14 protein-coding genes are annotated in these 18,033 nt (G+C 65.5%); 2 read left to right on the top strand and 12 right to left on the bottom strand.

Features of this window, described 5'->3' with window-relative positions:
- Window positions 1-36 precede the first annotated feature (36 nt).
- The 4 genes from DFR43_RS06740 to DFR43_RS06725 all read right to left on the bottom strand — a co-directional run bounded on the left by DFR43_RS06740 (window position 37) and on the right by DFR43_RS06725 (window position 5,948).
- Window positions 37-1,068, bottom strand: coding sequence for a class 1 fructose-bisphosphatase (locus DFR43_RS06740; RefSeq protein ID WP_133596937.1), 1,032 nt, complete (start codon window positions 1,066-1,068; stop codon window positions 37-39).
- Entirely contained in the window at window positions 1,065-3,779 is a 2,715-nt protein-coding gene (gene pepN, locus DFR43_RS06735) for an aminopeptidase N (protein ID WP_425471078.1), read from the bottom strand. The genes DFR43_RS06740 and pepN overlap by 4 nt, the downstream gene beginning before the upstream one ends.
- Before the next feature lie 38 nt (window positions 3,780-3,817).
- Window positions 3,818-4,922, bottom strand: a protein-coding gene (prfB, locus tag DFR43_RS06730; RefSeq protein WP_133596933.1) for a peptide chain release factor 2 whose coding sequence is annotated in 2 segments (ribosomal slippage) — window positions 3,818-4,840 and window positions 4,842-4,922 — 1,104 coding nt in all. Because the reading frame shifts where the segments join, the coding sequence is not laid out codon by codon here.
- Between the two features lie 54 nt (window positions 4,923-4,976).
- Window positions 4,977-5,948 (bottom strand): alpha/beta fold hydrolase, encoded by a 972-nt coding sequence (locus DFR43_RS06725; protein WP_133596931.1) that lies wholly within the window; start codon window positions 5,946-5,948, stop codon window positions 4,977-4,979.
- A 104-nt stretch (window positions 5,949-6,052) separates the two neighbouring features.
- Here DFR43_RS06725 and DFR43_RS06720 point away from each other — a divergent pair, with 104 nt between their 5' ends.
- Entirely contained in the window at window positions 6,053-7,747 is a 1,695-nt protein-coding gene (locus DFR43_RS06720; RefSeq protein ID WP_133597057.1) for an acetate--CoA ligase, read from the top strand.
- On the opposite strand, the gene DFR43_RS06715 is transcribed toward DFR43_RS06720, so the two are convergent.
- The 6 genes from DFR43_RS06715 to aroE all read right to left on the bottom strand — a co-directional run bounded on the left by DFR43_RS06715 (window position 7,733) and on the right by aroE (window position 15,265).
- Window positions 7,733-8,266, bottom strand: coding sequence for a hypothetical protein (locus DFR43_RS06715; protein ID WP_133596929.1), 534 nt, complete (start codon window positions 8,264-8,266; stop codon window positions 7,733-7,735). The two genes, DFR43_RS06720 and DFR43_RS06715, sit on opposite strands and share 15 nt — an antisense overlap.
- 64 nt (window positions 8,267-8,330) lie before the next feature.
- Window positions 8,331-9,032, bottom strand: a complete 702-nt coding sequence (locus tag DFR43_RS06710) for a glutathione S-transferase family protein (RefSeq protein WP_133596926.1) — start codon at window positions 9,030-9,032, stop codon at window positions 8,331-8,333.
- 7 nt (window positions 9,033-9,039) lie between these two features.
- Entirely contained in the window at window positions 9,040-11,814 is a 2,775-nt protein-coding gene (gene ppc, locus DFR43_RS06705) for a phosphoenolpyruvate carboxylase (protein WP_133596924.1), read from the bottom strand.
- An 18-nt stretch (window positions 11,815-11,832) separates the two neighbouring features.
- On the bottom strand, window positions 11,833-13,431 hold the full coding sequence (pgi, locus tag DFR43_RS06700) for a glucose-6-phosphate isomerase (protein WP_133596922.1): 1,599 nt from the start codon (window positions 13,429-13,431) through the stop codon (window positions 11,833-11,835).
- Window positions 13,432-13,449: 18 nt separating this feature from the next.
- The gene (gene tal / locus DFR43_RS06695) at window positions 13,450-14,397 is read right to left on the bottom strand and encodes a transaldolase (RefSeq protein WP_133596920.1); all 948 of its coding nucleotides are present in this window, start codon (window positions 14,395-14,397) and stop codon (window positions 13,450-13,452) included.
- Between the two features lie 22 nt (window positions 14,398-14,419).
- Window positions 14,420-15,265 carry a shikimate dehydrogenase gene (aroE, locus tag DFR43_RS06690; RefSeq protein ID WP_133596918.1) on the bottom strand — a complete coding sequence of 282 codons (846 nt, stop codon included), beginning with the start codon at window positions 15,263-15,265 and terminating at the stop codon, window positions 14,420-14,422.
- Between the two features lie 131 nt (window positions 15,266-15,396).
- Between aroE and DFR43_RS06685 the strand changes: the two genes are divergently transcribed.
- Window positions 15,397-16,212: a dioxygenase family protein gene (locus DFR43_RS06685; RefSeq protein ID WP_133596916.1), complete on the top strand. Its 816-nt coding sequence runs from the start codon at window positions 15,397-15,399 to the stop codon at window positions 16,210-16,212.
- 9 nt (window positions 16,213-16,221) lie between these two features.
- Here DFR43_RS06685 and DFR43_RS06680 read toward each other — a convergent pair whose 3' ends face one another.
- Window positions 16,222-16,521, bottom strand: coding sequence for a hypothetical protein (locus DFR43_RS06680; protein ID WP_133596914.1), 300 nt, complete (start codon window positions 16,519-16,521; stop codon window positions 16,222-16,224).
- A 109-nt stretch (window positions 16,522-16,630) separates the two neighbouring features.
- A complete protein-coding gene (locus tag DFR43_RS06675) occupies window positions 16,631-18,022 on the bottom strand; it encodes an L-serine ammonia-lyase (protein WP_133596911.1) in 1,392 nt (463 codons plus the stop codon).
- Window positions 18,023-18,033: the final 11 nt, after the last annotated feature.

Raw genomic sequence — 18,033 nt, 5'->3', positions numbered from 1 at the left:
TATAGCGTGGCTGAGGCGGTCTGTTCGGAGGCTGGCTTACCGTGCGGCGTCGGCTTCGAGGTGGTAAGCGGTCACGCGCTCGACCTCGTTTTTGGAGCCCAGAATGACGCTGACGCGCTCATGCAGATGGGTGGGCACCACGTCGAGGATGCGCTGGCGGCCATTGGTGGCGGCTCCACCGGCTTGTTCCACCAACCAGCCCATGGGATTGGCCTCGTACATGAGGCGCAGCTTGCCCGGCTTTTCGGGTTCGCGTTTGTCCCAGGGGTACATGAAAATCCCCCCGCGGCTGAGGATGCGGTGCACGTCGGCCACCATGGAGGCGATCCAGCGCATGTTGAAGTCCTTGCCGCGCGGGCCTTCTTTGCCGGCCAGGCATTCGTCCACGTAACGGCGCACCGGGGCATCCCAGTGGCGCATGTTGCTCATGTTGATGGCAAATTCCTTGGTGTCGGGCGGAATTCGCACGTTTTCCTGCGTCAGTATCCAAGAACCCTGCTCGCGATCGAGGGTGAACATGGCCACGCCATTGCCCACGGTGAGCACCAGCACCGTCTGCGGACCGTAGATGCAGTAGCCAGCGGCCACCTGTTGGTGGCCGGGTTGCAGGAAGTCGCTTACGCACACCGGATCGACGCGGGTCGGGTCTTCGTTGCGCCGGCGCAGCACCGAGAAGATGGTGCCGATGCTGACGTTGACGTCGATGTTGCTGGAGCCATCCAGGGGGTCGAACAGCAGCAGGTATTCGCCTTGGGGATAGCGGTTGGGCACGACGTAAATGCCCTCCATCTCCTCGCTGGCCATGGCGGCGAGGTGGCCGCCCCATTCGTTGGCGTCGATGAGCACCTCGTTGGCGATGATGTCGAGTTTTTTCTGGACTTCGCCTTGCACGTTCTCGCTGCCCGCCGAGCCCAGCACTTCGCCCAGCGCGCCTTTGTTCACGCTGATGGCGATGCGCTTGCAGGCGCGCGCCACCACCTCGATGAGCAGGCGCAGTTCGGGCGGAATGAGGCCGTGGACGCGCTGTTGTTCGACCAGATAGCGGGTGAGGGAAGGGCGGGCGTTCATGTCGGCTCCTTGGCATCGGTGGCGCCGTCGGCCAGGGCGCGCGTGACGACTTCGCGCACGTCATTGCTCAAGGGCTCGTGCGCGGCCACCCGGGCAATGGCTTCGCGGGCGGCGCTGCGGTAAGGCTCGGCCAGCTTTTTCCAGCGGTCCAGCGCCCGGGCCAGGCGGGCGGCCACTTGGGGGTTGAAGGCGTCGATCTCGATGACCCGTTCGCTCCAGAACACATAGCCCGCCGCGTCGCTGCGGTGGAAAGCACCAGGGTTGCTGTGGCAGTAGGTGCTGATGACGCTGCGGGCCCGGTTCGGGTTGCGGAGGTGAAAATCGGGGTGCTGCATCAGTTGCTTGACCAATGGCAGCACATGGCCGCCACGGTCGGGCTGGCCGGCCTGCAGGGCGAACCATTTGTCCAGCACCAGGTCATCGTGCTGGAACTGGGCGTGGAAGCGTTGCAGGGCTTCCTGGGCCAGGGCATGGCCGCTGCCAACCAGGGCCTGCAGTGCCTGGAAGCGGTCGGTCATGTTGCCGGCGTCTTTGAAGCGCTGGTAGGTCTTGCCGGGCCACACCGGGTTGCCATTGTCGCGGGCTGCCAAGCAGAGCATGTACAGCGCCAGGCCAGCCAGGGCACGGCGGCCGGCGTTGACCGGGTCGGGCCGGTAGGCGCCGGTGTCTTTGTGCTGCTCGTAGGCCCAGACCCAGTCTTCGTGCAGGGCGTGGGCCAGCTGGCTGCGCATGGCCTCGCGCACGGCATGGATGCGTTGCGGTTCCACCTCGTCGAGCTGTTCGGCGATGTAGGTTTCCGAGGGCAGCGTCAGCACCAGCTCTTTGAAGGCGGCGTCCAGTTCGGGGTGGCGCAATACGCTGCGCAGCGCGTCCAGGCAGGCGGTGTCGAGCACGTCGGCCTGGACCGGGCCAGGCGCCCGCACGGCTGCGAGGGCGCGGCGCAGCGTCAGGCGTTGTGCCGCTTCCCAGCGGTTGAACGGGTCGCTGTCGTGTGCCAGCAGAGTCAGCAGGTTCGCGTCGCTGTCGTCTTGCTCCAGGATGACCGGGGCGCTGAAACCGCGCAGCAGCGAGGGCACAGGTGGCTGCTCGATGCCGACGAAGGTAAAGCGTTGGCTGGGCTGCGTCAGCACCAGTGTTCGGTGGGTGCCGGCGTGCTGGGCTTCGCCCTCCAGTTGCAAGGGCAGTTCGCGCCCATCGGCGCCCAGCAGGCCCATGGTCACGGGAATGACGAAAGGTTCCTTGACCGGCTGGCCCGGCGTCGGGGGGCAGCTCTGGCTCAGCGTGAGCGTGTAGGTGCGGGTTGCGGCGTCGTGCTGGCCGCTGGCGTGCACGCGCGGGGTGCCGGCCTGGGAATACCAGCGTTTGAACTCGGCAAGCAGGCGGGCCAGTTCGCTGTCGGGGTTGGCGTCGGCCATGGCCTGGGCGAAGTCGTCGCAGGTGACGGCCTGGCCGTCGTGGCGCTCGAAATACCGTTTCAGGCCCCGGGCAAAGCCTTCGCGGCCGACCAGGGTTTGCATCATGCGCACCACTTCCGCCCCTTTTTCATAGACGGTGACGGTGTAGAAGTTGTTGATTTCGACGTACTGGTCGGGCCGCACCGGATGGGCCATGGGGCCGGCGTCTTCCGGGAACTGGGCGGTGCGCAGCACGCGCACGTCTTCGATCCGCTTGACCGCGCGGGCCGACGGGCTGCCGGCCATGTCCATGCTGAATTCCTGGTCGCGGAAAACGGTCAGCCCTTCTTTGAGGCTGAGCTGGAACCAGTCGCGGCAGGTGACGCGGTTGCCCGTCCAGTTGTGGAAGTACTCGTGGGCCACCACGCTCTCCACGTTGGCGAAGTCGGTGTCGGTGGCGGTGGCGGGGCTGGCCAGCACGTACTTGGTGTTGAAGATGTTGAGGCCCTTGTTTTCCATCGCCCCCATGTTGAAGTCGCTGGTGGCGACGATCATGAAGCGTTCGAGGTCCAGCGGCAGGCCGAAGCGCGTCTCGTCCCAGGCGATGGAGGCCATCAGGGCGTTCATGGCGTGCTCGGTTTTGTCCAGGTCGCCGCGGCGCACATAGATTTGCAGGGTGTGCTCGGTGCCGCTGCGGCTGATGATTTTCTGCTCCCGATGCACCAGGTTGCCGGCGACCAGCGCGAACAGGTAGCAGGGCTTGCGGTGCGGGTCCACCCATTTGGCGTAGTGGCGTCCGGCTTCCAGGTCGCCGCTTTCCACCAGGTTGCCGTTGGACAGCAGCACCGGATATTGGCGCTTGTCGGCGCGCAGGGTCACGGTGTAGGTGGCCATGACGTCCGGGCGGTCCAGGAAGTAGGTGATGCGCCGAAAGCCTTCGGCTTCGCACTGGGTGAAGAAGGTGCCCTGGCTGACGTACAGACCCATGAGCTGGGTGTTCTTGGCCGGTGCGCACGTGGAAAAGATTTCCAGCTCGAAGGGGTCGGCGCCGTCGGGCAGGCTTTCCAGCACGAGCTGGCCCCCATCCATCTTGAAGCTGGTGCCCGCGCCGTTGACCAGCACCCGCGCCAGGTTGAGCTCCTCGCCATCGAGCCGCAGAGGCTGGACGGGGGCTTCGGGGTTGCGGCGCACCCGCATGCGGTTGAGCACCCGGGTCTTGGCGGGGTCGAGGTCGAAGGTCAGATCCACCGTGTCGATGAGATAGGCCGGTGGGGCGTAGTCTTCGCGGCGGATGACGGTGTGTGTGCCTTCACGCATAGAGCTCATGGGCTGGTCCGTTTCGAGGCGGGCGGGGTTCAGACGCCCTGTTTCAGAGAGGCTTCGATGAAGGCGTCCAGGTCGCCGTCGAGCACTTTCTGGGTGTTGGAGATTTCGACATTGGTGCGCAAGTCTTTGATGCGGCTTTGGTCCAGCACGTAGCTGCGGATCTGGTGGCCCCAGCCGACATCCGTCTTGGTGGCCTCCAATTGTTGCTGGGTTTCCATGCGCTTGCGCATTTCCAGGTCGTAGAGCTTGGCGCGCAGCCGTTGCCAGGCCATGTCGCGGTTGCTGTGCTGGCTGCGGCTGTCCTGGCATTGCACGACGATGCCCGTGGGGATGTGCGTCAGGCGGACGGCCGAGTCGGTCTTGTTGATGTGCTGGCCGCCAGCGCCGCTGGCACGGTAGGTGTCCACGCGCACATCGGCGGGGTTGATGTTGATCTCGACCGAGTCGTCGATTTCGGGGTACACGAACACCGACGCGAACGAGGTGTGGCGCCCGCCCGAGCTGTCGAACGGCGACTTGCGCACCAGGCGATGCACGCCGGTTTCGGTGCGCAGCAGGCCATAGGCGTAATCGCCCTCGATTTTGATGGTGGCGCTTTTGATGCCGGCGGTATCCCCAGGGGTTTCGTCTTCCACGGTGGCCTTGAAGCCTTGCCGCTCGGCGTAGCGCAGGTACTGACGCAACAACATGCTGGCCCAGTCGCAAGCTTCGGTACCGCCGGCGCCGGCCTGGATGTCCACGAAGCAGTTGTTGGGGTCGGCCGGCTGGTTGAACATGCGGCGGAATTCGAGCTTTTCCACTTCGGCGGCGAGCTTTTCGGCCTCCGCTTCGATGGTCTCCAGTCCGGCGTCGTCGTCATCGGCCGCCGACATTTCGAACAGTTCGGTGTTGTCGGCCAGTTCGGCGCTCAGCCGGTCGAGCACGAGCACCACGTCTTCCAGGGAGCGTTTTTCTTTGCCGAGCTCTTGGGCGCGCTTGGGGTTGTCCCAGACGGTCGGGTCCTCCAGCGCGGCATTGACTTCGCTCAGTTTGAGGGCTTTGGCATCGTAGTCAAAGATACCTCCGTAACTCGACCACGCGCTCGCTGAGGTCCTTGAGTCGGGCGGAGAGGGCGTTGAGGCGTTCGGCTTCCATGGTCAAATCTTGGGTTTCTTTTGAAAAACTTCTGATTTTCGCATGGTCAGGGCTCTACTGGCACAAAAAGGTTTCCAGCAGCCGTGCCAGCGCTTGTGGCTGGTCGTGATGGAGCATGTGGCCCGCGTCCTGGATCACTTCGATGCGGTGGTTGGGCACGACGCGCAGCCGCTCGTGGTATTCGGCCAATGAGTATTCGCCTTGCTTGAACCATTGCGCCAGGCTGTCGTCGGTCGCTTCCACGGCAAGCACCGGCGCGGTGATGCGCTTCCAGATTTCCAGCGTTTCGTCTGCCCGGTACAACTGGGCGCTGATGACTTTGTGGGCCGGGTCGCCCAGAATTTCCCACTGTCCTTGGGCATTGGGCGCTGCCCAGTGGTGCGCCAGCCACAGGGCATGGCCGGCTGGCAGTCGGGGGTTGGTTTTCATGAGGCGTCGCGCCACGCCATGCACGTCGGCGTAGGTCTTGAGTGCCAGTTCGCCCTGGCGCAAACCCTGGAGCGCGTCCAGCCATTTGGCATAGCGCCCTGGGGCTTGGCTGGGCCGGCTGGCGGGCATGCCAAAGCCTTCGAGGTTGACCAGCCGCCGAACGCGCTGGGGCCGGATGCCGCTGTAGAGCATGGCCACGTTGCCGCCCATGCTGTGCCCCACCAGATCCACCGGGGCATCGGGGGCGCGGTTCAGCCCTTCGTTGATCCGGGCAATCAGCAGATCCAGATCGGCCAGATAGTCGGCGAAGGTGTAGTGGTCGGCGTCGCCGTAGTGGCTGGGGTGCTCGTCATTCGCGTGGCATGAGCGTGTCAGGCCAAAGCCGCGCCAGTCGGGGGCCACGAGGTGGCGTTGACCCAGTGCCGTGTCGGCCAGCGCGTCCACCACGAACTGCCAGGAGGCGGCCACATCCATCCAGCCGTGAAGCAGGATGAGCGGCGCTTCCCCTGGGGTGGCGGGCCCCCAGCGGCGCAGATGGTAGCGATACGAGCGAATGGGGAGGTATTCGCTGCGGGAGGGGATGCGGGCTTGGTACATTCTCGGCATTATTGAGGAGACAAACCGTGAAAGTCAGTCAAGCCAGAGACGCTTACGAAGCGCTGCATGCGTCATTCGGTTGGCGGGTGCCTACGTCGTTCAACATGGCCGAAGCCTGTTGCCGGCGCTGGGCCGCGCGCAGGCGCTGCGCCACGCAGACGGCCGTGATCGAGGACGGGCCGGGCCGCCCGCCGCGGGCATACAGCTACGGCACCTTGGCCGAGGAGGCTTGCCGGCTTTCCCATGCGTTGCGGCTGTTGGGGGTGCGCCGCGGTGATCGCGTGGCGATCGTGCTGCCGCAGCGCTTCGAGACGGCCGTGGCCTACATGGCGGTGCTGCAAATGGGGGCGGTGGCCATGCCGCTGTCACAGCTGTTCGGGCCGGAGGCCCTGGAGTACCGTCTGCAAGACAGCGCGGCCGTGGTGGCGCTGGTGGATGAGGCGACCGGGCCTGCCGTGCTACAGGTGCGAGGCCGCTGCCCGGCGTTGCGGCATGTGGTGGGCTTGACCGGCGCATTCGACACCGACGTGGTGGACTGGCCACATGCCCGGCCCGGCATGCGCAAGCAGTTCGAGCTGGTCCATACCTTGGCCGATGACCCGGCGGTGCTCATCTACACCAGCGGCACCACGGGCAACCCCAAGGGCGCGCTGATTCCTCACCGGGCGTTGATCGGCAACCTCACGGGCTTTGTCTGTAGCCAGAACTGGTTTGGCTTCGATCCTGAGCGTCCCCAGAGTGGCTCGGACGCGGTGTTCTGGAGCCCGGCCGACTGGGCTTGGACGGGCGGGCTGATGGATGCGCTGCTGCCCACCCTCTATTTTGGGCGGCCCATCGTGGCTTGGAGCGGTCGATTTGCGCCGGAAGTGGCCTTCGAGCTCATGCAGCGCCACGGCGTGACCCACACCTTTTTGTTTCCCACCGCCCTCAAGGCGATGATGAAAGCCTTTCCCGAGCCGCGCCGGCATTACCGGCTGCGGCTGCGCGCCATCATGAGCGCGGGTGAGGCCGTGGGCGATGCGGTGTTTGACTACTGCCGCCAGCAACTCGGGGTGACGGTCAACGAGATGTTTGGCCAGACCGAAATCAATTACGTGGTGGGCAACTGCGCGCTCATGTGGCCTGCCAAGCCGGGGAGCATGGGCAAAGCCTATCCGGGGCATCGGGTGGCGGTGATCGACGAAGCCGGCCAGGAATGCCCGGTGGGCGTGCCGGGGGAAGTGGCCGTGCACCGGCGCGATGTGCATGGCGATCTCGACCCCATTTTCTTTCTCGGGTACTGGAACAACGAGGCGGCCACGCGGGCCAAGTTCACCGGCGATCCGCTCGACAGCTGGTGCCGCACCGGCGACATGGCCGTGCGGGATGAGGACGGCTACCTCTGGTACCAAGGGCGGGCCGATGACGTGTTCAAGGCCGCGGGTTATCGGATTGGGCCGAGCGAGATCGAAAATTGCCTGGTCAAGCATCCGGCTGTGGCCAACGCGGCCGTGGTGCCGAAACCCGATGAGCAGCGCGGCGCGCTGGTCAAGGCTTACGTGGTGTTGGCGCCGGACCATGCCCAGCGCCGCGCCTTGTGTGTGGACCCGGCCCGCGAGTTTGATGCCCCTCTGGTGGCCGAGTTGCAGGCGCATGTGAAAGGGCGCTTGGCGCCTTACGAATACCCCAAGGAGATCGAGTTCATCGATGCCTTGCCCATGACCACCACCGGCAAGGTGCAGCGGCGCGTTCTGCGGCTGCAGGAAGAGGAGCGCTACCGGCAGCGGCAGTCGAGCCTGGCGCCTTCAGAACGGGCGTGAGAGGCCAAACATCAGCGCGGCGGTTCCCAGGACATGCACCTCCACGGTGGCGTCTCCGTTGAGCCGCCAGCCCATGGCGGGAATGAGGGCCGGGGAAAAGCCCTTGACGTTGAGGGGCACTTTGTCCTGATGCTCCCCCACGTAGCCATACAGGACGCCAGCGGTGAGTGAGGCATACAGACGTGGGTGGCGCTGCGACACCTGCGGCCAGTGCCAGCCCGTGAAGGCGTACAGCGAGGGCTGACCGAACGAGTTGCTGAACACGCTGATTCCGCACAGACGATCGTTGGGCAAGTGGCGTTGCGCTCCCAGCAAGAAAACCGGTTGATGGTCGTCGGAATGGCGCCAGTGGTGGGTGTAGGGCGACAGAAAGATCGATCGCGTTTGGGAGGGGTCGTCGGCGGCATAGCCGGGGCAAGGTGACCAGGCACGGGCCAAGCCAGGCAGCAGCGTACTCAGCAGGGCGATGGTCAGCCCGACAAGCAGGGGGGCGCGGAAGGGTTGACGGACAGGCAGCATGACAGTCCGAGTCCGCCTGAGGCGCTGGGTTCCCGCGACAGGGTGGGCGCGCTGGCGAGCCGTTTCAGTTCGACATGATCACCGGGCCGCCTTTTTGGATGGCGCGCTGGTAGGAGGGGCGCTGCTGTACCTTGCGCATCCAGCCCTGAAGGTTGGGCAGGCGTGCAGCGGCTTCGGCCCGGGACAGGGCAGCTTCCACCGCAAAACTCATCTGGAAGTCGGCCAGCGTCAGGTGATCGCCTGCGAACCAGGGGCGCTGAGCGAGCTCGTTGTCGATGAAGGGCAAGGCGGTGGCCAGGTTGGGGTCGATGAGTTTTTTCTGCACTTGCTCGCAGAGGCCGCGGGCGATGGGTCGCACGAAAAACGGCATGGGCTGCTGCGGGATGCGCTGAAAGACAAACTTCATCAGCAACCAGTTCATCAACGAGCCTTCGGCGTAGTGCATCCAGAAGCGGCAGCGCCGATGCTCGGGCGTGCCCGAGGCGGGCACGAGGTGCGCCAGTTCGCCCTGGGCGCGATCCGCAAAGACGTCGGCCAGGTACTCGAGGATGGCGCCAGACTCGGCCACCACGGTCTGGCCGTGGGTGATGACCGGCGACTTGCCCAGCGGATGCACCGCCTTGAGCGCTGGTGGGGCGAGGCGGGTTTTGGGGTCGCGCCGGTAAGTGCGCAATTCATAGTCCACCCCCAGTTCTTCGAGCAGCCACAGCACCCGCTGCGAGCGCGACGTTTCGAGGTGATGAACGATCAGCGTGTCGGTGTCCATGATGGCGTTATCCCGTGTTGCGCAGCCCGGCGGCGATGCCGTTGATGGAAAGGTGAATGCCGCGCTTGACCTTTTCGGCCTGGCTGCCGGCGCGGTAGCGGCCGATCAACTCGACTTGCAAATGGTGCAAGGGGTCGATGTAGGGGAATCGGTGCTCGATGGAGCGCGCCAGGGCAGGGTTGTTGGCCAGGCGCTGGCTCTGGCCAGTGATGGTGTTGAGCGCTTCTTGAGTGCGGTGCCATTCGGCTTCGATGCGGCTGAAGATGCGTTTGCGCAGGCGGGCGTCGGGGACGAGCTCGGCGTAGCGGCGCGCCAGCGACAGGTCGCTTTTGGCCAGCACCATGTCCATGTTGGACAGCAGCGTGTTGAAGAAAGGCCACTTGCGGGCCATTTGTTGCAGCAGTCGGTCCGCTTCGGCCGGGCCCATGTGTTCGCGCAGCGCTTGCACCGCACTGCCGAAACCGAACCAGCCCGGCAGCGTCAGGCGGCACTGGCCCCAGCTGAAGCCCCAGGGGATGGCGCGCAGATCCTCGATGCGTTGCGAGGGTTTGCGCGAAGCCGGGCGTGAACCGATGTGGAGCTCGGCGATTTCCCGGATAGGCGTGGCCTGGAAGAAGTAGTCGGTGAAGCCTGGCGTCTGATAGACCAGTTCGCGATAGGCCGCCATGCTGGCCTGGGACAGTCGCTCGGCCGCCTCCAGGTAACGCTTGGACACGGGCTGAGTGGGGGGCAGCAGGGTGGCCTCCAGCGTCGCGGCCACCAGCGTTTCCAGATTGCGGCGACCGATGTCGGGGTTGGCGTACTTGGAGCCGATCACCTCGCCCTGTTCGGTCAGGCGAATCTGGCCACGCACGGTGCCCGCCGGTTGCGCCAGAATGGCCTGATAGCTGGGGCCGCCTCCACGGCCCACGGTGCCGCCTCGGCCATGGAACAGGCGCAAGCGCAGCGGCTGACCCAACTCCTCAGACAAGCGGTCGAACAGGTCGGCCAAGGCGGTTTCGGCCCGGTACAGCTCCCAGTTGCTGGTGAAGATGCCGCCGTCTTTGTTGCTGTCGGAGTAGCCCAGCATCACGTCTTGTTCGTGGTATTGCAGCGGGCCGCCGCGCCGCACCATGGCCGAGATGCCGGGTAGCCGGTAGAAGGCCTCCATGATGCTTGGGGCCTGGCGCAGGTCCTCGATGGTTTCGAACAGCGGCACCACGATCAGGTCGGCCCGTGCGTCGTGGTCGAGCGTGCCATGCATCAAGCCGACTTCCTTTTGCAGCAGCAAGACTTCGAGCAGGTCGCTCACGGTTTCGGTGTGGCTGATGATGGCATGCCGGATGGCGGCGGCACCAAAGCGTTCGCGCATCTCGCGCGCGGTCTGGAAGATGGCCAGTTCGCTGAGGGTGTGGGGCTGGTACGGCGCTTCGGGGATGCGCAGCGGCCGGGCGTCATTCAGTTGGCGCAGCAGCAACCGCTGTTTGGCATCCTCATCCAGCGCGCTGTAGTCCGGTTCGATCCGTGCCTGGGCGAGCAGATCGGCCACGGCAAGTTCGTGCTGGTCGGAACTCTGGCGCAGGTCCACCGTGGCCAGATGGAAGCCAAACACCTCCACCGCGCGGATCAGCGGGCGTAGGCGGTGCTCGGCCAGCGCCATGCAGCCTTGTTCAACCAGCGACCGCTCGATGATGCGCAGATCGGCCAGAAACGCCTCTGCATGGGGGTAGGGGTCTTGCGGTGCGACGGCATGGCGATGGGCTTCGCCGCCAGTGAGGGCATGCAGCGTGGCGGCCAGGCGGGCATACATGCCGGTGAGGGCGCGGCGATAGGGCTCGTCCTGGCGGTGCGCGTTGCGATCCGGGGAACGGTTGGCCAGGGCCTGCATCTCGGCTCCCACCGGCAGCAGCATGGCCGATAGCGACAGCTCAGCCCCGAGCCGGTGCACTTCTGTGAGGTGGTGCCGCAGGGCCACGTCGGCCTGTCGCTGTAGGGCCAAGCGCAAGGTGTCCGCCGTGACGTTGGGGTTGCCATCACGGTCACCGCCAATCCACTGGCCCATGCGGAAAAAGGGCGCAACGCGGCGATGTTCCAGTGCGTCCTCAATGGCCCGGTACAGGCGCGGGATTTCCGGTAGAAAAGTGCTGTGATAGTAGCTCAGGGCGTTTTCGATCTCGTCGGCCACGGTGAGCTTCGTGAAGCGCAGCAATCGGGTATGCCAGAGCTGCAGGATGCGGGCGCGCATCTGTGCCTCGTTGGCGGCCTGTTCGCGAGGCAGGCGCAGGCTGTCGCGCTCGGCCAGCAGGCGCGCGATGTCACGCTCGGCGTCTAGGATGCTCTTGCGCTGCACTTCGGTGGGGTGGGCGGTGAGCACAGGCGAGACGTGCGCGGTGGCCAACGAGCGGGCGATGACGTCTGCATCTACCCCGGCGCCGCGCATGCGCTGCCAGGTATGGGCCAGGCTGCCTTGCTGCACATGGCCAGCCTGTTCGTGCACGGCACGGCGGCGAATGTGATGCCGGTCTTCGGCCAGGTTGGCCAGGTGGCTGAAATAGGTGAATGCCCGGATGACGCTGACGGCCTGGTCATCACTGAGGCCTCGCAGCAGTTTTTTGAGCTGGCGGTCGGCGGCGTGATCGGCTTGGCGGCGATAGGCGACCGAGAGTTGACGGATTTGCTCGATCAGTTCGAAAGTTTGCGCGCCTTCGTGCTCGCGGATCACGTCACCGAGCAGGCGGCCCAGAAGTCGTATGTCGTCGATGAGGGGCTGGTCCTTGTGGGAGGCGGAGCTGGGTCGGGGCATGATGGTGGTCGAGGATGGTTAGGAATCCGGCATGGCCTCTCGCTCCAAGGCGCGGGCCAGGGTCTTGCCGAGCTCTACGCCCCATTGGTCGAAAGGGTTGATTCCCCAGATGGCGGCTTGGCAGAAGACCTTGTGTTCGTACAGCGCCACCAAGGCGCCAAGCGCGTGGGGAGTGAGCGCGGGCAGCCACAGGCAGTTGCTGGGCACATTGCCCGAGAAGATGCGGTGGGGGGCGAGGGCGGCCATGCGGGCTTCATCCAGCCCTTCGGCGCGCAGTTGGCCGATGGTGGCCTGCTCATCGCGCCCGATGGCCAGGGCTTGGGCCTGGGCGCGCATGTTCAGCGTGACCACGCGGTGGTGTTCCTGAGCCAGGGGCAAGGGCGTGTCTTCACTCTCCACGCCAATGAAATCCACCGGCACGCGGTGGGTGCCTTGATGCAGCAACTGAAAGAAGGCGTGTTGTCCCTCGATCCCCAATCCTCCCCAAAGGATGGGACCGGTCAGTACCTCGACCGGGCTGCCGTCGTGATGGACGCGCTTGCCGTTGGATTCCATGTCCATCTGGCGGACGAATGGCGCGAAATGGACGAGTCGGCTGGCATAAGGGGCGATGGCCTGGGTGGGGCAGCCCAGAAAGGAGCGGTTCCACACCCCAAGCAGCGCCATGAGCAGGGGCATGTTGGCCTGATCAGGGGCTTCCCAGAAATGCCGGTCCATGGCATGTCCCCCAGCCAGAAAGGCGCGAAACGCGTCGGCGCCGATGGCCACGGCGAGCGCAAACCCGATGGCAGACCACACGGAGTAGCGTCCACCCACCCAGTCCCAGAAGCCAAAGGTGTGCGCCGGGGCATAGCCTTCACGGGCCGAGAGGTCGGGTCGCGCCGTCACCGCTACCAGATGGGCTGCCTGGGCGGCCCCTTGGCAGCCATGATCGGCCAGCCAGCGGCGTGCCGAGGCCGCCAGTGTCATCGTTTCCTGCGTGGTGAAAGATTTGCTTTGCACCACGAACAGTGTCCGGTCCGCGGGCAAGTGGCGCAGGGTGTCGTACAGGGACCAGGCGTCGGGGTTGGAGACGAAATGCACCCGCACATGGGGCCCGTGCGAGGCGGCCAGGGCTTCGCTGACCATGCGTGGCCCCAGATCCGAGCCGCCAATGCCCAGGTTGACTACGTGAGCAATCGGCGCGCCGGTATGGCCCAGCCACAGACCGTCGTGCAGCCGCTGGGCGGCGACCAGGAAACGCTCCCGCTCGCGGCGCACCTGTGTCGAAATCTCCGTGCCCCAGGGCGCATCGGCCATGTCTGCGCCGCGCAGCGCCACGTGCAGGGCGGCACGGCCCTCGGTGGTGTTGACCGGCTCCCCCCGTCGTTGTGCGTCGGCCTGTTCCCGCACGCCGCTTTCCCGCGCCAGATCGACGAGGGCATCCAGCACGGACAGTGTGACGGCCTGGCGCGTGGCATCCAGCCGCAAGCCGGCGGCTTCCAGGGTCAGGCGGGCCTGCCGGGCCGGATCGGCCTGGGTCAACAGGTCGCGCAGATGGGGCAGTGGCTCACGGGCGAGTCGCTCCAAGCGGTGCCAGGCGGGGCGCTTGTGGGGCGGAACGAAGGGGTGGGGCATGGCCAATGGAATGCGGATTCAGGCAGCCTGTAACAAGGCTTCGAGCTTGACGGTGTCGGCGCAGAAAGCGCGTATGCCCTCGGCCAGCTTTTCCGTGGCCATGGCATCGTCGTTGAGGGCGAGGCGGAATGCCGCTTCGTCATAGCGGACCGGGGGCAGGTCGAGCTGACGCGCCCGTTCGGCGTCGAGCGCGCGTGGCACGGGCGCTTCGCTGGCTGCCAGCTGGGCCAGCAGTTCGGGGCTGATGGTGAGCAGGTCGCAGCCGGCCAGCGCCACGATCTGGCCGACATGGCGAAAGCTCGCGCCCATGATCTCGGTGCGGATGCCAAAACGCTTGTAGTACTCGAAGATGCGGCGCACCGACTGCACACCCGGATCGTTCGGGCCTTGGTGAGCCGCTTCATCCCAAGACGCGCCGGCGCGGTTTTTGTGCCAGTCGTAAATCCGCCCCACGAACGGCGAGATCAACCGCACGCCGGCCTGGCCGCAGGCCACCGCCTGGCAGAAAGCGAACAGCAGGGTGAGATTGGTGTGGATGCCCTCCGCCTCCAGGCGGGCAGCGGCTTGAATGCCTTCCCAGGTGGCGGCGATCTTGATGAGCACCCGCTGGGGCGACACGCCTTCGGCCCGATACAGCGCCATCAACCGCTGCGCGCGCTGCACGGTGGCCTCGGTGTCAAAGCTCAGGCGGGCATCGATTTCCGTGGATACGCGGCCCGGAATGACAGACAGAATCTCGCAGCCGAAACGCACCAGCAGCCGGTCCACGCGTTCGTCCATGGTGCGGTGGCCATGCTGCTGTAGGGTGTCACGCAGCAGGTGGGCGTATTCGGGCTTCTGGGCCGATTTGAGAATCAGCGATGGGTTGGTGGTGGCGTCTTGCGGCTGAAAGCGGGCGAGTTGCAGGAAGTCGCCGGTATCGGCCACCACGGTGGTGTGCTGCTTGAGGGCTTCGAGCTGGTTCATGGTGGTGTGGGGGATGAAGGGATCAGGTCAGCGGGGTGGACAGGCGCCGGATCAAGTCGGCCGTGGCCGGGCGCACGCCCCGCCACCAGGCAAAGGCCTCTGCCGCCTGTTCGACGAGCATGCCGATGCCGTCGGCCAGTTGCCGCATGCCCGCGGCCTGTGCCTGCCGCAGGAAGGGGGTTAGACCTTTGCCATAGACCATGTCGTAAGCCAGGCCGTCCGGGTGCAGGGCCGAAGCGGGCAAGGGCAGTGGTTCGGCCGTCAGGCTGGCCGAGGTGGCATTGATGACGATGTCGAAACGGTCGCCGCGCCCCAGGTCGTCGTAGCCGCCGCCTTGTAGGCTGTTCGGGGCGCCGGCGGCATGGAATTCGGCCACCAGCGCGGTGGCCTTGCTCACCGTCCGGTTGGCCACGAAGAGGCAGGCCGGGCGCTCTTCCAGCAAGGGCAGGATGGCCCCCCGGGTGGCCCCGCCGGCGCCGAGCAGCAGCACGCGCCGTCCGCGCAGGCGCTGCCCCAGGTTGTCGCGAATGTCTCGCACCAGGCCGCAGCCATCGAAATTCTCGGCCCAGCAGCGTTGGCCGTCGAACTTCAGGGCATTGGCGGCGCCGGCAGCACGCGCGGCGGGCGATACATCGGTGGCGTAGGCGCAGGCCTGTAGCTTGAACGGAACGGTCACGTTCACGCCACGGCCGCCGCTAGCCCGAAAGCGGTCTACCGTGGCCACAAAGGCATCGGGTGGGCTGTCGATGGCGTCATATTCGAGGGCCTGGCCGGTAGCTTGGGCAAAAGCCCGGTGAATGGCTGGCGATTTGCTGTGGCCGATCGGGTGGCCAATCACGGCATAGCGGTCGATGGTTGTGGCAGTCATGCGAAGCCTGGGCAAGGGTCAAGGCGGCGAGCGATCAACGGGCAATTGTCGCTGATCGACCGAAGGATCTTTGAACACCGTGCTGCAAAAGATTGAATGATGCAGTGCCCCGTCTGCCGTACAGTGCAGCCATGAACACGACGTCCATGTTGCCCGCGCTTTTCGTTTCTCATGGTTCGCCCATGCTGGCCATCGAGCCGGGAAGCACCGGCCCGGCCCTGACGGCCTGGGGCCAGCGCCTCCAGGCGCAAGGAGCCCGCGCCGTGGTGATCATGTCGCCGCATTGGATGTCCGACGTGCCGACGGTGATGACCCATCCCGCGCCGCAGACCTGGCACGACTTCGGGGGCTTCCCTGACGCTCTCTATCGCCTGCAGTATCCGGCGCCTGGATCGCCGGTATTGGCCGAAGCGGTGCGGCACCGTCTGTCCACGGCAGGCTGGACCGCGAAAACCGACGAACGGCGCCCCTTCGACCACGGCGCCTGGGTGCCCTTGAGCTTTTTGTTTCCTCAGGCCGATGTGCCGGTGGTGCAGCTCTCGTTGCCGGCCAGTGCCTCACCGGCTGAGGTGTACGACCTGGGGCAAGCGCTTGGCGATCTGCGACAGCAAGGCGTCGTGCTCATCGGCTCGGGCAGCATGACCCACAATCTGGGCGAATTCTTCGGTGGCCGCCCGGCGCACGGCGCATCACCAGCGCCTTATGTGGTGGCGTTCAGTCAGTGGGTGGAAAACGCCCTGCGGGAAGGCGACCGAGCGCGGTTGTTCGACTACCGGCGATACGCCCCGGATGCCGTCCGGGCCCACCCCACGGACGAGCACTTCCTGCCTATGTTCTTTGCGCTCGGGGCGGCCGGTTGGGGGCAAGCCGACGGCCCGTTGCCTGAGTACATCAGCCGGGAAGTGACGTACCGGTTTCTGTCGATGGATGCGTTTGCGCTGGGTTGATACCTCGGCTCAAGACACCCATTTGTTTTCGTCGTCAAGGGTAAAGCCTGTGAGGTCGCCAAGCATGGCTTCACGCAATGCATGGATGTCCATCAGGACATCAAATGGGAAGCCGTGCCGGTCTCCGCGCCGGTCGTGCGTGAGCTCGTCGAAATAGGTGCGCAGAGCCTCTTTGTCATCTTTGAGCTCGACAAGACGGTTGGCAATGCGAGGAAATTGGCGAGTCAGGGCGAGGGGGAACGAGCCCCCTTCTGTGTGCCGCAGATAGTGTTCGGCGCGTGCAGACAGGGGTTCGGGCGTCGCGTCCATGTCAGGTTCCTCAAAGATGAGGGGGAAGATTCAGCAGATTGAGTGCCTGCTGGTCAGTGTAAACCTGCCGGCTGATGCGGGCAACCCAATTCAGAGAGAGGACAAGAGCTCAGCACTCCACGATATTGACCGCCAGACCGCCGCGGGAGGTTTCTTTGTATTTCACTTTCATGTCCGCCCCGGTCTCACGCATGGTCTTGATCACTTTGTCCAGGCTGACGAAGTGGGTGCCGTCCCCGCGCAATGCCATGCGGGCGGCGTTGATGGCTTTGACGGCCGCAATCGCATTGCGTTCGATGCAGGGAATCTGCACCAGTCCGCCAACGGGGTCGCAAGTGAGGCCCAGGTGATGTTCCATGCCGATTTCGGCAGCGTTTTCCACTTGCTCGGGCGAGCCCCCCAGCACCGCGCACAGGGCGCCGGCAGCCATGGAGCAGGCCACGCCCACTTCGCCCTGGCAGCCGACTTCTGCCCCGCTGATGCTGGCGTTTTCTTTGTACAAGATGCCGATGGCGGCGGCGGTGAGCAGAAAGTCGATCACGCCGCGGTCGCTGGCGCCGGGCACGAAGCGCCGGTAGTAGTGCAACACCGCCGGCACGATGCCGGCTGCGCCGTTGGTGGGGGCGGTGACCACCCGGCCACCCGCGGCGTTTTCTTCGTTGACGGCCAGCGCATAGAGGTTGACCCAGTCCAGCACCTGCAAAGGGTCTGTCAGGGCCTGTTCGGGATGGCGGGTCAGGGCCCGGTGCAATTCGGGGGCGCGGCGCTTGACTTTGAAGCCGCCGGGCAACACGCCTTCGGTGCGACAGCCACGGGCCACGCAGTCTTGCATCACCTGCCAGATGTGCAGGAGCCCGGCATCGATGTCGGCATCACTGCGCCAGTGGCGCTCATTGACGCGCATGACCCCCGCGATCGACAAGCCATGCTCGCGGCAGCGCAGCAACAGTTCGTTGCCGCTGCGAAAAGGGATGGGCAGCTGGGTGGCGTCCGGGGCGATGATTTTCTGCCGCTGCCCGTCGGCGGCCACCGCTTCGCTTACCACAAAGCCCCCGCCGACCGAGTAGTAGGTCCGTTCGGTCAACATCTGGCCGTGCACGTCCCAGGCCGACAGGCGCATGCCGTTGGCATGAAAAGGCAAGGTTTGGCTGCGGTAGAACAGCAGGTCTTCTTTGTCGTGCCACGCGATGGGGTGCTGCCCCAGCAAGGTCAGCCGCTGCTCGGCACGGATGGCGGCGATCGTGGGTTCGATCTGTTCGATGGGGACGGTCTCGGGTTCGAAACCGCACAGGCCCAGCAGCACGGCCTTGTCGCTGCCGTGCCCCTTGCCGGTCGCCCCCAGCGAGCCGTACAGCGCGCAGCGCACCCGCTGGGTCTGTGCCAGCTGGCCTTGGCCGTGCAGATGCAGCGCAAACAGGCGAGCGGCCCGCATCGGCCCCACGGTATGGGAGCTGCTGGGGCCGATGCCGATTTTGAACAAGTCGAATGCAGAGACGGCCATGGCGGGTGCGG

The sequence above is a fragment of the Tepidicella xavieri genome (genome assembly GCF_004363315.1).
GTDB classification, from domain to species: Bacteria; Pseudomonadota; Gammaproteobacteria; order Burkholderiales; family Burkholderiaceae_C; genus Tepidicella; species Tepidicella xavieri.
This window is presented reverse-complemented; position numbering and strand designations above follow the sequence as displayed.